Source organism: Streptomyces sp. NBC_01450 (genome assembly GCF_036227505.1).
Lineage (GTDB): Bacteria > Actinomycetota > Actinomycetes > Streptomycetales > Streptomycetaceae > Streptomyces.
Window position 1 is genome coordinate 735,159 of sequence record NZ_CP109481.1, and the last position, 12,883, is coordinate 748,041.

Annotated in this window: 11 protein-coding genes and 8 pseudogenes; 10 read left to right on the forward strand and 9 right to left on the reverse strand. The window is 66.7% G+C overall.

Features of this window, described 5'->3' with window-relative positions; translation table 11 throughout:
• The first annotated feature begins 154 nt into the window (after positions 1-154).
• The 3 genes and pseudogenes from OG568_RS51690 (at position 155) to OG568_RS51700 (ending at position 1,985) form a co-directional block, all read left to right on the forward strand.
• Positions 155-1,237: pseudogene (locus tag OG568_RS51690) on the forward strand (integrase core domain-containing protein).
• A gap of 35 nt (positions 1,238-1,272) precedes the next feature.
• Positions 1,273-1,764 (forward strand): DUF2975 domain-containing protein, encoded by a 492-nt coding sequence (locus tag OG568_RS51695; protein WP_329537048.1) that lies wholly within the window; start codon positions 1,273-1,275, stop codon positions 1,762-1,764.
• The gene (locus OG568_RS51700) at positions 1,764-1,985 is read left to right on the forward strand and encodes a helix-turn-helix domain-containing protein (RefSeq protein WP_329537049.1); all 222 of its coding nucleotides are present in this window, start codon (positions 1,764-1,766) and stop codon (positions 1,983-1,985) included. The genes OG568_RS51695 and OG568_RS51700 overlap by 1 nt, the downstream gene beginning before the upstream one ends.
• A gap of 257 nt (positions 1,986-2,242) precedes the next feature.
• Here OG568_RS51700 and OG568_RS51705 read toward each other — a convergent pair whose 3' ends face one another.
• The 3 genes and pseudogenes from OG568_RS51705 to OG568_RS51715 form a co-directional block, all read right to left on the reverse strand.
• Positions 2,243-2,800 carry a hypothetical protein gene (locus OG568_RS51705; RefSeq protein WP_329537050.1) on the reverse strand — a complete coding sequence of 186 codons (558 nt, stop codon included), beginning with the start codon at positions 2,798-2,800 and terminating at the stop codon, positions 2,243-2,245.
• 355 nt (positions 2,801-3,155) lie between these two features.
• Positions 3,156-3,752, reverse strand: a complete 597-nt coding sequence (locus tag OG568_RS51710) for a hypothetical protein (RefSeq protein WP_329537051.1) — start codon at positions 3,750-3,752, stop codon at positions 3,156-3,158.
• A 149-nt stretch (positions 3,753-3,901) separates the two neighbouring features.
• Positions 3,902-3,991, reverse strand: a pseudogene (locus OG568_RS51715) (telomere-protecting terminal protein Tpg); the annotation flags it as partial.
• An 835-nt stretch (positions 3,992-4,826) separates the two neighbouring features.
• On the opposite strand from OG568_RS51715, the gene OG568_RS51720 reads away from it, so the two are divergent.
• Positions 4,827-5,393, forward strand: coding sequence for a dihydrofolate reductase family protein (locus tag OG568_RS51720; protein WP_329537052.1), 567 nt, complete (start codon positions 4,827-4,829; stop codon positions 5,391-5,393).
• A 658-nt stretch (positions 5,394-6,051) separates the two neighbouring features.
• On the opposite strand, the gene OG568_RS51725 is transcribed toward OG568_RS51720, so the two are convergent.
• The 3 genes from OG568_RS51725 to OG568_RS51735 are packed head-to-tail and all read right to left on the reverse strand — an operon-like array spanning position 6,052 to position 7,726.
• Entirely contained in the window at positions 6,052-6,486 is a 435-nt protein-coding gene (locus OG568_RS51725) for a hypothetical protein (RefSeq protein ID WP_329537053.1), read from the reverse strand.
• Positions 6,483-6,650 carry a hypothetical protein gene (locus tag OG568_RS51730; RefSeq protein WP_329537054.1) on the reverse strand — a complete coding sequence of 56 codons (168 nt, stop codon included), beginning with the start codon at positions 6,648-6,650 and terminating at the stop codon, positions 6,483-6,485. Before OG568_RS51730 ends, OG568_RS51725 begins: the two co-directional genes overlap by 4 nt.
• Before the next feature lie 8 nt (positions 6,651-6,658).
• Entirely contained in the window at positions 6,659-7,726 is a 1,068-nt protein-coding gene (locus tag OG568_RS51735; protein ID WP_329537055.1) for a hypothetical protein, read from the reverse strand.
• A gap of 583 nt (positions 7,727-8,309) precedes the next feature.
• Here OG568_RS51735 and OG568_RS51740 point away from each other — a divergent pair.
• A pseudogene (locus OG568_RS51740) lies at positions 8,310-8,983 on the forward strand (transposase); the annotation flags it as partial.
• Here the strand turns inward: OG568_RS51740 and OG568_RS51745 are convergent.
• Positions 8,967-9,248 (reverse strand): annotated as a pseudogene (locus OG568_RS51745) (IS110 family transposase); the annotation flags it as partial. The pseudogenes OG568_RS51740 and OG568_RS51745 sit on opposite strands and share 17 nt — an antisense overlap.
• Positions 9,249-9,667: 419 nt before the next feature.
• Here OG568_RS51745 and OG568_RS51750 point away from each other — a divergent pair.
• A pseudogene (locus OG568_RS51750) lies at positions 9,668-9,934 on the forward strand (transposase); the annotation flags it as partial.
• Between the two features lie 5 nt (positions 9,935-9,939).
• Positions 9,940-10,071: pseudogene (locus OG568_RS51755) on the forward strand (IS701 family transposase); the annotation flags it as partial.
• A 153-nt stretch (positions 10,072-10,224) separates the two neighbouring features.
• Here OG568_RS51755 and OG568_RS51760 read toward each other — a convergent pair.
• Positions 10,225-10,779: a hypothetical protein gene (locus OG568_RS51760; RefSeq protein WP_329537056.1), complete on the reverse strand. Its 555-nt coding sequence runs from the start codon at positions 10,777-10,779 to the stop codon at positions 10,225-10,227.
• A 397-nt stretch (positions 10,780-11,176) separates the two neighbouring features.
• Between OG568_RS51760 and OG568_RS51765 the strand changes: the two genes are divergently transcribed.
• The 3 genes and pseudogenes from OG568_RS51765 to OG568_RS51775 form a co-directional block, all read left to right on the forward strand.
• Complete coding sequence (locus OG568_RS51765; RefSeq protein WP_329538262.1) at positions 11,177-11,497, forward strand: transposase; 321 nt, start codon at positions 11,177-11,179, stop codon at positions 11,495-11,497.
• A 358-nt stretch (positions 11,498-11,855) separates the two neighbouring features.
• Positions 11,856-11,984, forward strand: coding sequence for a hypothetical protein (locus OG568_RS51770; RefSeq protein WP_329537057.1), 129 nt, complete (start codon positions 11,856-11,858; stop codon positions 11,982-11,984).
• A 113-nt stretch (positions 11,985-12,097) separates the two neighbouring features.
• A pseudogene (locus tag OG568_RS51775) lies at positions 12,098-12,391 on the forward strand (transposase); the annotation flags it as partial.
• A gap of 81 nt (positions 12,392-12,472) precedes the next feature.
• Here the strand turns inward: OG568_RS51775 and OG568_RS61820 are convergent.
• A pseudogene (locus OG568_RS61820) lies at positions 12,473-12,632 on the reverse strand (IS701 family transposase); the annotation flags it as partial.
• Positions 12,633-12,883: the final 251 nt, after the last annotated feature.

Here is a 12,883-nt window from a genome sequence, read left to right on the forward strand (position 1 = left end):
GGACCGGCTGGATGCAGTCCCCAAGACCAGCGCTCCCTGCTCGCAACGACTGCGGCTGACCGGTGGGTGCCGAAAACGCCATCCATAGTGTGTGACGTGCAGGTTCTTCCGAACGGCCGTTGATCGCCAGGCGGGCGTGTCAACCTGGTTGACCGTGCCGCTGCGACTGCCCTACCTCGCCGTGTCGAGCGTGTACGCCTTCATCCGGCCGCTGCCGATGAGCGACGTGGACAAGAACATCGAGATATTGACGCCACGTCACCAGTTGGCGGTCCTGCAGCGGCAGAGCGACAGGCCGCGCGTCACTTCAGCAGACCGCGCTTTCCTTGCTGCACTCCTCCACAGGCTGCCTCCCGCCCGACTACGGCAGCTGCACCTGATCGTCCCACCGGACACGGTCCTGCGGTGGCACCACGACCTCATGCGCCGCCGCCACCCCCACAACTCCCACCGCAAACAGCCCGGCCGTCCACCGACCCGCCGCGCCATCCAGACTCTCATCCTGCGCCTGGCCCGCGAGAACCCAGGCTGCGGCTACCGGCGCATTCATGGCGAACTCGCCGTACTGGGCATCAAGGTCGCACCCTCCACCGTATGGGAGATCCTCCGAGCACACGGGATCGACCCCGCTCCCGAACGCGACCGCCACACCTGAGCCGCGTTCCTGCGCGGCCAGGCCCACGCGACCCTCGCCCGCGACTTCTTCACCGCCAACGCCCTGAACGGCGCGACGCTGTACGTCTTCGCCGCCATCGAGCACACCAACCGCCGCATCCGCATCCAGGGCGCGACCGCCCATCCCACCTCCGACCGGATCACCAAGGCCGCAAGGAACCTCGCCATGGACCTGCAGGACACCGGCGCCACCGTCCGATACCTGATCAGGGACCGCGACAGCAAATCCACCCACGCGTACGACGCCGTCTCCGAGACCGAAGGCATCAAGGTCGTCACCACCAGCATCCGCGTGCCCCGCATGAACCCGGTCATGGAACGGTGGGCGCAGACCTGCAGACACGAGCTCCTCGACCGCACCTTGATCTGGAACCAGGCCCACCTGCTCCACGCACTCACCCAGTTCGAAGCCTTCTACAACCAGCACCGGCCCCACCGCACCCTGCACAGCCCGACACCCCTGCGACCCGTCCCCGAACCGATCACCGACCCCGACCCACTGGACATCCACCGGCGTGACCACCTCGGCGGCATCCTCCACGCATACACACACGCAGCCTGACCTGCCCGGACGCAATAATCGGCACCCGCAGGGTCGTGGGAAAGCTGACAGTGCGGGTGCTGCGCGCCGTGCTCGTGGTGGTGCTCGCGGGCACCGTGTTCGTACAGGCGGGGATGGTGTGGACGTTGGTCAGCGGGAGGGACCCGGAGGACGGGTCGGTCCCGCTGACCGCGCTGCGCGTGATCACGATCCTGGGCATGGTGTCGGTGCAGGTCGCCCTGGTCTGTGTATGGCGGCTGGTGGCGATGGTGCGACGCGGAACCGTGTTCTCCCACGCCGCCTTCCGGTACGTGGACGGGGTGATCGGCGCGATCGTGGCGGCTGCCCTCGTGTGGTTCGCGGTCACGGCCGTCAACGCGCCGGGCCAGCGGGACGACCCGGGCGTCACCGTCATCATGGGCGGGGTCGGCGTGGCCATCCTGGGGGTCGCGCTCATCGTGCTCGTGCTGCGGATGCTGCTCGCCCAGGCCGTCGCGCGCGACGTCGAAGCAGCGCAGATGCAGGCCGAGTTGGACGAGGTGATCTGATGCCGATCGCCGTCGACATCGACGTGATGCTGGCCAGGCGGAAGATGTCCGTGGGCGAGCTCGCGGACCGCGTGGGGATCACGCCCGCCAACCTGGCTGTACTCAAGAACGGCCGCGCCAAGGCGGTGCGCCTCGCGACGCTCGCCGCGCTCTGCGAGGTGCTCGAGTGCCAGCCGGGCGACCTGCTGCGCTGGGAGGCCGAGGACGCCGCCGGCGGATGACGCGCCCTTCCACGGTCATGGACATCTCGGCGCCCCGGGATCCGAGGGGAAGACCGTGCCTGCCGACGCATCATCGCCGATTCCGCCTGCCTTTTGACCAACTCCGCAGAGGCTTGGGGGTGACTGCATCCCGCTATCGAACGCTACCGATGGAGCGAGTCGAGGCCGTCGTGGACTCCGAGATCACCTCATGGAGCGCGAACCTTCGCCAGGAGAGCTCTATGGACAGTGAACCGGCCAGTTGGCCACTCTGTGCTTCACAGTTGGCCACCGCCTCGGCTCGTTGACTCGCCTCGTTCAGAAGGGTCTTGTGTTTGGCGATCTCGTGCAGAGAACGCGCCGCCGAACGCACCCTCCAGCCGGTCGGTCGCAACCTCGGCAAACAGCCCCACGAGCACGCCCGCGCCGCCGAACGCGAAAACGTTGACGTTCTCGGCAGATGTCGGGGCGGCGAAGAAGCCACCCCGGACGACCAGATAGAAGCCCAGGGCGAGGATCGCTCCGATCGGTGGCGTCAGGAAGTACCACGGTACGTACCACTTCCTGACCTCCTGGGAGGTGAAATCCCCCCGGATGCGTAGCAGCATCCGAATGGAGCCACCCAGCAAGCCGCAGAACGCCACACAAAGAAGAATCCGCCGCTCCGGGGAAACGGTCCAAGACCAGCTCAGCAGGTGAAGTCGGGTCGGGCCAGCCAGATCTGCTGGCTCTGGCCACAGCGCGATGAGACACACCAGGGGCACGTTCGAAAGCAACAACAGCAACGCGACTAGTGCCGCGACAGGCAACGTTCGCCCCGTCGCGACGCCCGGCACGCCCTCTCGCCGCACCGGACGAAAGCCCAAGTACGTCCAGTACGAGGACTTCCGGCCGGCACGCCGAGAGCACGCACCGGACGCCGCTCCTTGACGGGCAAACGTTGCCTGCCGCGGCACTAGCCCGTAGACCTGCCAGCGCGGCAGGTTAGCGGGCCCTGGAAGGTTTCCCTGATCGCCTACTGCCACGCTTCCCCCACCCTCTAACGCCGCGCAGAACGGGCCCACTGAGCCTAGCGAGTGAAAGAGCTTCCAGCAGGTCCCATGCTGTGCTGAGCGCCAGCTGAGGCACTTGACCTGCGAGAACGCGGCTCGCGTTGGGTGGGTTTCTCACGCTGAGGTGTGAGCGGTCCCGTCAAAACTTGCCCATGTGCTCCACCGTGCGGTGCCCCAGCTGCCGGCTGAACATTGCGCAGAAGCCGGCGGAGAGCGGCGGCCACCCCCAGAAGTCAAAGGCGAGGGCGCCCACCGCGAAATTGCGCTCCCACTGCCACTCAGTGACCGGGACCGAGGCACCGCAGGTGGAGCAGGGGGCACTCCCCTCGCCCGTTTCCTTCCAAGCGGCGATGCCGTCCTTGAACGGCTGCCAGACATCCTCGTCCGCCTCAAACTCCTCGGGATAGTTGATGATCACGGTTTTGGTCTCGCACCGCGGGCAGACGGCGTACTCCGCATCGTCCGCTCCCTGACCACCGACGTGGTATTCGCGCCCGACGATGACGGCCACCGGGCCCGGCAGCCAGTCCGGGTCCGATGAGTCGGCAACGGCTCGCGCCCAGTTGGGCCCTGGCACATAGCCCTCGTCCACGGTCAGGCTGTATACCCCTTCACTGGACAGCTCACGCGTGATGAGGCCCTCGGTGACCATCCAGTCGACCATCCGCTCCGCGAGCGGCCCGGCCTCCTCGCCGGTCACCTCAACATCGACGATCCGCTCAAAGAAGTCACCCATCGTCTCCCCCTCCTGTCGATCAGTCTCGGACACTGTGCCACCACCTTCCGACACCAGCCCGCCATCGGTGAGCGGGAGGTTCACGCACAGCTCGCCGACCTGGCGACCGGCATTGCATCACCTCACAAGCCGCATTTCGTCGGTAGCCCGTAGCGAGGCGGCAGCGCGACGGTCAGGTGCCGGACGCGGTCCTGGTCTGTCGATCCGATCGGCGCGGTGTAGCCGAGACGGAGTCGTGTGGTGACCGCAACGGGTTCACAAGGAGGCGCTGTTGTCGTACCTGACCTCCGAGGATGGCGGCGTGGCACCAGGAGGCAGCGCATCACCGCATACGGCGCAGCCTGTCAACGATGCGGTGTGCGGCGCCGTGGCGACTGAGCTGTCGCAACGGGGGCACGACAGGGGATCGAGCTGGTTCCGCAGGGCATAAGCCACAGATCGCACGAGTGCAGTGGGGCACCGGTTCGGGCATCCGATCCGACCGGTGCCCAGGTCACTGAGCCGGACCCGGAAGAGATCACCGCAGATGCAGCAGCGGACGCTCCACGCCGCTGTCAGACTTCGGAATGGCTCCACTGATTCAAGTCGTACCGGGCCAGCTCTGCTTCCGCTTCACGGGCTGCCAGCTTCCGGGCCGGGGTGATTGCTGCGATCTGCGTCAGTACCCCACTCCCGGCCCGTATCCGCCGACCGGTCACGCCCGCCTGGCATGGGCGGGTTCGTGGTCGGCCCCATCACGGGGCGCACGGGAGCCTGGCCGTGGGGTTTCGTCGTGCCGGTGGGCGTGGCCGTTCGTAGGCTGGGTTGTAGGGTCTCGTCGCTCGTGACATGTCGATCTTGCGTGACCTGGGCGTTCTTGGCTGTCTCACGGCCTTGTCACCCATGATCAGTCTCAAATCCGTGGCATTTCCTCGCGAGGGCGAGGTCGAGATCAGGCTGCTTGTCCGAGTCGGCCGAGTACACCACGCTGAGCCCCGAGCACGAGGGCTACCGGCGAGCCCAGATCGCGCACCGATGAGTTTCCCGCGCCACGCTGGTCTATACGCCGGACACCCACGAACGGAAGGCTGAGCCATGCGGAAACTGATCTACGGCATGAACCTGACCCTGGACGGCTACATCGCCGCGGCCGGCGACGACATCGGCTGGAGCGGACCGCCGAGCGACGAGCTGTTCCAGTGGTGGCTCGACCACGAGCAGGCGAGTGGCCTGTCGCTGTATGGGCGCAAGCTGTGGGAGACGATGAGCTCCTACTGGCCGACCGGCGACCAGCAGCCGGGCGCCACCCCGGCGGAGATCGAGTTCGCGCGGAACTGGCGGGACACGCCGAAGGTGGTGTTCTCCTCGACGATCGACAAGGTCGACTGGAACACCCGCCTGGTCACCGGCGACGCGATCGCCGAGATCACCCGGCTCAAGGCCGAGGACGGCGGCCCAATGAACATCGGCGGCGCAACGCTCGCCGGGGCGGCCATGCGCGCCGGGCTGATCGACGAGTACGCGATCGCCGCCTATCCGGTCCTGGCGGGCAGCGGCACGCCGTTCTTCACCGCGCTGGACAGCTGGGTGAACCTGAACCTGGTGGAGACGCGGACGTTTCCCGGCGGCGTGGTCCTGACCAGGTACGAGACGAGGCGCTGAGCAGCAGCACCCACGCGCTAGTCTCACGGTGATGTCGTATACGACATCGGTACGACACGACCCGTGAGATTACGACATCAGCCGCGAGACCTTACAGATGACATGTGGGGTCTCATGGATGGTGGCACACGCCAGCCATCTGACCAGCAATCCTTCGGTTGTCTCACGTCGTGGCCCGTGGCCTGGCTGCGTTGTCTCAGGAACGTGGCATTTCCTACGCGGGGCCTGTGAGGGCGACAGACATCGATGACCCGCTGGGAGCCCAACGGCCTTTCATCCACGCTGCGTTGGTACGAGCTGTGTACGCGTCTGGCCTGCTTCTGGCAGTTCGGGCACTGTCAATCCCCTCGAACTGTGGAGACCATCTATGCGGCCAGTCCCTCGGCGAGGGTGGCCCATGCACTGGGCGGCACCGATATGACCACCGGTCCGTGCGGCGACGGCGCGGATAGGGCAGCAACGGCTCTGAAATGGAACGCCTGGCCACTGCTCGCGGTGGGACTCACGCTGATCGCTACAACGGCGGGCCGCCGCCACGGCACTTCTCGTCTCGGCGTCGGCCCGTGTGTCCAGTCCCCTGTGGCGGGACCCGTGCCGCCATCGTTCGCCGTGAGCAAGCGGATCGGGCGGAGCCGGTGTCGGCTCCGCCCGCCGTGACTCAGGCCGGAGTGCCTCGCAGCACAGTGCTCGTCTCGGTCAGACACGACAGTGCGACTGCGCAGCTTGCCACGCTTGCCAGCACGCCGGTCAGGGTGTCCGGGCCCGAGGCCCCGGTGACGACCGTTCTCAGGAACATCACGGCGACGGCGACCTCACCGAGTCCGAGCAGGGCGAGCCAGCCGACGCGCAGCGCGCGTGGTGTCCTGTCCCTGACCCGCGCCGAGCCCAGCAGGGCGGCGCCGCCCGCCATGGCCAGGACGGCGACAACCACCAGCACCGCGTACAGCACGGTGCCGGCGGTTTGGGGATCGGTGTGGTCGATTTCCGCGGTGTCGAGCGCCAGGAAGGTGAACGCGAACTCAAGCAGGGCCACATACGCGACCTGAGCGAGCAGGAGCACCGGGACGACCCGACGGTGGAGCATGGTCATCATGCGTTGCTCTTCACGAGACGGCCACTCTTGATGATCCACAACTTGCCCTTCGTGACATGGCTCTTGCAGGAGCTCCGGGTCTTCTTCCAAGCCTCGGCCTTGGAGTAGCGCGCTTTGCAGTATCGGCCGATCTCGCGGCCCTTCTTGTTGTTCTTGAGGTCCATCTCCTTGTCTACGCCCCTGGACTGTGATTCGTGGCGGGTGGCCACGCGCTGAGGATGTGCTTGCCGACGTACTTGGCGACGTCGAACTTGACGTAGGAGCGCGCCTTGGTGGTGCCCCCGTCGTAGGTGCCAGCCTTCAGCTCCGCCGAACCTCGTTGCGAGTCGGGGTAGTTGGTGGCGACCCAGGTGTCGGTCGAGGCGGCGAGTGTGGTGGTCGGGTCGATGGTGACCGGGTAGGCCACCGCCGGGTCGTCGAGGAACTCCTGGCTCGGCTTGAGCACCAGGACCGTGCCGTCGGCCGTCTCCTCGACGGTGGTGGCTATCTCGGCGCTCTTCGCCGGATCACCCGAGCGGGGATCCGTGCCCGTGCCCCACATCCGGGGTGCCGGGGCACTGGCGACGAGCGCGCCAGTGGCGTCCTCAAGCCGTAGATGCCGCTCGGCGGTCTTCTCCAGCTTCATGCCCTTGAGCGTCACCGGGAGTCTGAGCTCCACCGGCTCGGCCGGACGCTCCTTGAGGATCAGCGACTCCGTGAACCCGTACGGCAGCGCGGTGACATGAAGGTCGCCGTTCGGTACCACGGACCGGTAGACGGCGGTGTCCCCGTCGACCGTCGGGGCCGGCAGGCTACTTCCCCAGTCCAGCCCGAACGCCCGCTCCCCGTCGGCGACTTGGACGAAAGCCTCGGCGCCTCCGCCGGACAGTTGCACGTCGGCGACCGCGGTCTTCGGCTCGAGCTTGCTGCCGGAGTCGACGAGATCGGTGTCGATCCGGTGCCATTGACCGTTCTCCTTGACGCGGATCGGCCCCGAGGCGGCGTCCGTGGTCATCGTCCCGTCCGGGTTCGCCCACGTCGTCGAGTCCTCCGTACGCGCGGACAGCACCTCGACCCGGTGCCCCTGAAGGACTGCGGCGAGCTTCGCTGCCTGTTCGTTCGGTGCCTCGGTGATCCGGTCGCCCACACCAGCGGCCGACCGTGATCCGTCGGTCCCGTTCGTTCCGTCGTCGGTCAGCGCCACCGCGGCCGACTGGACAGCGAGCGCCAAGCACAATGCCAGCGACGTGGTGGTCGTCACCGTAAACCGTCTTCGCACCCCCCTGAAATGGTCAAGTCATCGCCAACTCTTGGCAATGACTGACCGATGATAGGAGGGTCGCAGACTTCAAGACCGCCCTCCATCTTGCACAAAAACGATCAAAAGCCCCTCACTTGTTGTGATGTTGATCCTGCCGACTGGGTGCGATTCGGATCGCGAGCACCGAGGCGAACCGCCGCCCGCCCATGACTGCATGCGCAACTCACATATGAAATAGGGCAGTTGGGGGAGGCTTGCGTCGAGACAGGCAAGGCACCAACATGAAGGCTCCTGCCCTGCTCAGCCGACTGCGTCTGGAGCTGAAGCAGCAGGTCTGCGAGCTTCAATGCGCCCGCTTCCGATGCGGCATCCTCGACTCCACGGTCATGGACCGTAACCCGTGCGCCGGATGGAAGTCGATCACCGCATATGACGGGGTGGGTGCTGCGGATCCGCACAGCGAGGGCCGAACACGGGGATGGCGAGAGGGTCAAGGTGGCGCAGAACTAGGGCGCGTATCGGGTCGTGATCAATGAGCGGGTTCTCCTCTCGTGCTGATCTTCGATCCGGTAGATCGTCTTGCGTGACGCGTGCGCAGCTGACCGATGTGGAGCGGGAGTTCATCGAGCCGTACCTGCCGATCGGCGAGTATGGCCCGTACCCCGAGCGGTTGCGCCAGCAGTTCGAGGGTGTGGTCTGGCGGTTCAGGGCCGGCGGGCAGTGGCGGGAGATGCCGCAGGAATTCGGTGCCTGGTCGGCGGTGTCCAATCGTTTCCGGCAGTGGCGTGACGCCGGAGTGTTCGAGGCCCTGCTGGAGGGCCTGATCGCGGAGGCCGCGAAGCGGGGTGAGGTGGATCTGTCGCTGGTCAGCATCGACTCCACCACCGTGCGGGCCCATCACGATGCCGCCGGGATGCACGCGAGCCAGGACGTGCTCGCCGCTCTGGAGAAGGCTGCCGCCGAAGAGGAGGAGGCCAGGTCAAAGGGGGCGGTCCAGAGGGACGAAGCGGGCAGGACGGTTGCCGATCCCGAGCGGGGCGAGCGGCGACGCGTCCGGCGTCAGCTCAGGGTCCGACTGAAAGCCGCTCTGCTGGGGCGCTGCCGGGGCGCTGCCGGGGCGGGCAAACCAGCAAGGTCCATCTCGCCGCCGACCGCAAGTGCCGGCCATTGGCGTTCGTCTTGACCGCGGGACAGGCGGCCGACAGCCCACAGTTCATCCCGGTGCTGGGGAAGATCCGGCGGCGACTGCCAGCGGGTTGATCGCGAAGACCGGCCGGCCGGTGGCCCGCAAGCAGGCGACGAGGAGCCCGCGTGATGTCTCGATCGCCACGGGAATCGGGGCGCCCTCGCTCTCGCCATGTTCAGCCAGCAGGGCCATGAGCTGGGCGAACCCCGCCGCGTCGTCACTGATTCGCACTTTGGCGAGTTGCTTTCCCCCGGCGTCAACCAGGGCTACGTCGTGGTGGTCTTCGACCCAGTCCACTCCACAGAACACTGGCGTCGGTAATCCGACGATCTTCATCCGGCCCTCTCTCGTCGCGGCTCTCTTCCCAGGCCAGAGCCTGTGCAGGGTGCGCGTGCTCCCTAATGGAAGTGCTCAAGGCACGTCATCCCACCAGCCGTTCGCAACCCCAGCGAGTCATACGGTCCTTGGCCCGTGTCAGAGCTGAGGGCTCAGGCAGAGGTGAGAGGTGATCCGCACAACCGGCTCGGACTACGGACAGCAGACCGCGCGGCAGTCAGATACGGGCCTGCCTGTACCAACGGGACCAGTTGACTGCCCTCGCAGACGGATCTGTACCTCGTCTTGACCACTTGAGGTCCATGCTGCTGGGCGCGAACCAGCCTCGTCTTATCAACAGGACTCTGAGGTCCGGGCATCCTCAAAGGCTCGGCTCGCGCCCTGAAGGTCAGCTCCCGCCGACCTTCGCTTTCCATTAGGCGTACTCCTCCCGCGGCAACCGCGCCCACCTGCGCGGGCGCGGCATCAAGGCCGTCATCCCGGAAAAACGGGACCAGGCCTCCAACCGGAAGACGAAGGGCCGCAGAGGGGGACGCCCCGTCGACCACGACGCCGAGTTCTACAAGGAGAGGAACACCGTCGAGCGCCTGATCAACAAGCTCAATGCGTGGCGGGGCATCGCGACCCGCTACGACAAGACCCCGGAAAGCTACCTCGCCGGGCTTCACCTGCGTGCCTCGGTGATCAGGCCCTGGGACTTGCCCACTTCGAGGGCCGGACCTGGGGCGGCTGGCACCACCACGTCACCCTCGTCTCCGTCGCGCACGCCTTCCGCACCCTGCAACGACTGGCCCGGGCCTCAAAAGACCCAGCGCCAGCCTGAGTCTTTACCAAGTCGTCCGCGAGCTGCAGACACTCCTCGCCCTCTGGACCGGTGCCTGCCCCACCTGCCACCGCAACATACCCACACCGATACGAACCTGACCAAGCCCTACTAGGAAGTTGGGCGAAATTGACAAGCCCCCCGGTCCCTGCGCTACCCGAACTGTGCCCTCCGCCACTCCACTTCCTCGGCAGCCAGCGGGGCCTGAACGCTGTGCACGTCGCCGACCCGCAGATTGTCCGGCGTGCTGTACTCGCCGTAGGTGCCTATGACGGAGACGGCCACATGGGAATCGGGCTGCCAGAAAGTACGGAAATACGGAGCGTACGCCGGGATTTCCGGGATCTCCAACAGGGGTACGCCGCGCCGCACCAATAGACGTTGCAGCTTTTCGAACCGAAGCCTGGGGGTGAACCGCCCGTACCGGGCACGAAGCGCGTCGTTGACGAGGGTGCGGTCCCGGTGCGCGAGCCGGTGCACCTGCAGGGTGAAGTGGTGGCCCGACCAGGGGTGGTCGGCGGAAGCGCGGTCCCAGTAGAACTCGGCGAGACCGTAGTCACGGCACATGCTGCGGTCGCCGAAGGTGTCCTCAGCGAAGTCCGACCCAAGGGCCTTGGTGACGTGGTCGGGAGAATCCGCGGGGCCCACGCCGAGCAAGGTGCCGGTGGTGACGACGTCCACGTAGAACGCCAGGGAATGCGGAGTCAAAGGCTGGTCCTCGATGCGGTGTGGTCCGACATGATGTGGAGGACGTCCCCACCGGGGTGTGCACCACCCGTGTCCACCTGCACGGGAACCGCCGGGGCCGTGTCGACCCAGCGAAGACCTTACTCCACCCCGGCCGCTTCACCACCCCCAGACTTCCAGGACCCACGTCTCGCTTGTCTCGCCCATTCCGCGCACTGAACATCTCCAGCTAATGCACCCCCTGGAGGCCGATCCGAGCGTCAGCCGTCGCTCAGCATGCTTGCTCCACCGAAAGGATGCTGTTGGTGATCTTCACTCGGTGGGGTGAGGTCTGCGGACCGCGAGGTGTTGATGTCTTCGTGGTGTTGCGCTGGTGGAAGCCGGGCGGTTTCGGCGGTCGGAGGTGAGCGCGGTGGCGATGGGTTCGGTTTCGGGGCGGGTGATTCCGCCGTTGACGGTGCGGATGGCACGGGCGAGCAATCCACGTGGCACGGCCGCGATGTGGGTGCGCGATCGGCTGGACGGCCTGTTCACGGATGGCGACTTCGCCGACTGGTATCCGGCTGACGGACGGCGCGGGCTGTCGCCGGCTCAGCTGGCTCTCGTGTCGGTGCTCCAGTATGCGGAGAACCTCACCGACCGGCAGGCGGCGGACGCAGTCCGCTGCCGTTTGGACTGGAAGTACTGTCTGGGCCTTGAGCTGGATTGGATGATCCGGGGTTCGACTTCACGGTCCTGAGCGAATTCCGTGGCCGGGTGGCCGTAGGCGACCGCGCGGACCGGCTTTTGGCGCTGTTCGTGGACCGGGTTGCGGAGGCTGGGCTGGTCAGGCGGCGGGGACGGATCCGGACGGATTCCACCCACGTACTGGCGGCGGTCCACCGTCTGAACCGGGGCGAACTGGTCGCTGCCGCGCTGCGCTGTGCTGTGCTCTGGAGGATCTCGCGCTGCAGGACGAGGGGTGGCTGGCCGCGCTCGTCATTTTGAACCGCTCCGGGTCTGATGGAGGCTCTGGACTGTCCCGAGTTGAGTGGAGTCGAGTTGCTCGGTTTCACGCTACCGGCGGGGAACGTAGTTCGTACTCCACCGGGCTAAGTATGCCCAGCGCGGAGTGCCTGCGGATTCCCCTCCCCAGCACCTGGGCCCTGAACATCACCGTGCGCGTGACCGAGATCGACCAGGTCACCGTCTCCAAGACCATGACCATCCAGCCGCCGCCGAAGTGACCCGTTACCTGCTCTTGCAGGCCCTGGCTTTGAACTCCGCCAGGGAGGTGGTGGCTGCGGACTCGTCGCCGCCTGCCGGACGCGAGGTCCGCCAGAACGTCGACGGCCCGGAACTGCCCGTGTGCTGGCTGCTGGCCGAATGGCCCGCCGGTGAGAGCGAACCGGTGCAGTTCTGGCTGTCCGACCTGCCCTCCGGCATGCCTGTGACCACACTGGTCCGGCTCGCCAAACTCCGCTGGCGCATCGAGCACGACTACCGGGAGATGAAGCAGGCCCTGGGACTTGCCCACTTCGAGGGCCGGACCTGGGGCGGCTGGCACCACCACGTCATCCTCGTCGCCGTCGCGCACGCCCTCTGCACCCTGCAACGACTGGCCCGGGCCCCAAAAGACCCAGCGCCGGCCTGAGCCTCTACCAAGTCGTCCGCGAGCTCCTCCGACCGCGCCATCCGCCGCCACCAGACCCTGGTCAACTGCGCCTTCTCCTGGGCAGGTGATGGTCTTGTTCCGCTCCCGCGGCGCCAGCAGCCCGGTCAGATCCTCACGAAACCCCCGGCCGCTGCGCCAGGCTGAAGAAGAGGTCGTCGAACCGGGCCGCGTACTCCACCAACGGCCCCGGCGCAGGCGGACACGGACGGCGAGCGGTCATCTTCAGCCCCCAACAAGGCAGTTGACTCCTACCACCGGCCTACGACCAACCCAACCTGCCGTCAACCCACACCACCGCCGGATTTAACGAACTACCGGTAGCAGGCGCGTTGCGAGTAGAGCATCGTCCACAGGTTGAACACCTGCGCCGATTCCGCAACTGGGCGCCCCGGTATCCGGACTTCGACACGGATTCGACAGATACCCGCTCCCTGCCCGGGTCGATGCTGTGTGGATTTGCGCGAACCCCCC

Coding starts and splice junctions, on each gene's coding strand:
- OG568_RS51730 (WP_329537054.1), bottom strand. CDS start 6,650: ATGGACCTCAAGAACAACAAGAAGGGCCGCGAGATCGGCCGATACTGC.
- OG568_RS51725 (WP_329537053.1), bottom strand. CDS start 6,486: ATGATGACCATGCTCCACCGTCGGGTCGTCCCGGTGCTCCTGCTCGCT.
- OG568_RS51710 (WP_329537051.1), bottom strand. CDS start 3,752: ATGGGTGACTTCTTTGAGCGGATCGTCGATGTTGAGGTGACCGGCGAG.
- OG568_RS51770 (WP_329537057.1), top strand. CDS start 11,856: ATGCCCAGCGCGGAGTGCCTGCGGATTCCCCTCCCCAGCACCTGGGCC.
- OG568_RS51700 (WP_329537049.1), top strand. CDS start 1,764: ATGCCGATCGCCGTCGACATCGACGTGATGCTGGCCAGGCGGAAGATG.
- OG568_RS51765 (WP_329538262.1), top strand. CDS start 11,177: ATGGGTTCGGTTTCGGGGCGGGTGATTCCGCCGTTGACGGTGCGGATG.
- OG568_RS51720 (WP_329537052.1), top strand. CDS start 4,827: ATGCGGAAACTGATCTACGGCATGAACCTGACCCTGGACGGCTACATC.